Genomic DNA, 408 nt, shown 5'->3' with positions numbered 1-408 from the left:
TAGCCTGCACTGAACTGACTGGTGTTGCCCGCCGCATCGGTTGCGGTGGCGCTGAACGTCCAGTCTCCCCTCATGTCACCGAAGCTCTGTCTGTCGTGCATCTGGTAACTCCAGTGCCCGCTGCTGTCGGCAGTCACTGTACCCAGGTTGAAATCCTGCCCTGCCGGGCTTCTGAGCCAGACCACGACTGAACTGTTCGCTTCCGCCGTACCGGAGACCCCCACCTGGACATCATCGGTTTTTCCGCCGTTTTCCACGTTGCCGGTCATTATGCCCACATCATCAGATACGCCGGTGATAACCGGGGCGTCCGGTGCCGTGATGTCGTCCTGGTTGCCGTTGACATATTTCACGACATAGTTATCGCTGGTCTCACTCTTGTTTCCTGACTGATCTGTGGCATCTGCG

1 protein-coding gene is annotated in these 408 nt (G+C 57.8%); it reads right to left on the bottom strand.

Annotated elements, in window-relative coordinates:
- Window positions 1-408 (bottom strand): Ig-like domain-containing protein (locus ACG0Z5_RS23995; protein WP_394451692.1); only part of this gene is annotated, 408 nt, incomplete at both ends.

The organism is Scandinavium sp. M-37 (assembly GCF_043558715.1).
Lineage (GTDB): Bacteria > Pseudomonadota > Gammaproteobacteria > Enterobacterales > Enterobacteriaceae > Scandinavium > Scandinavium vulneris_A.
The sequence above is the reverse complement of the archived record's forward strand: the minus strand, read 5'-3'. Positions and strand labels throughout refer to the sequence as shown.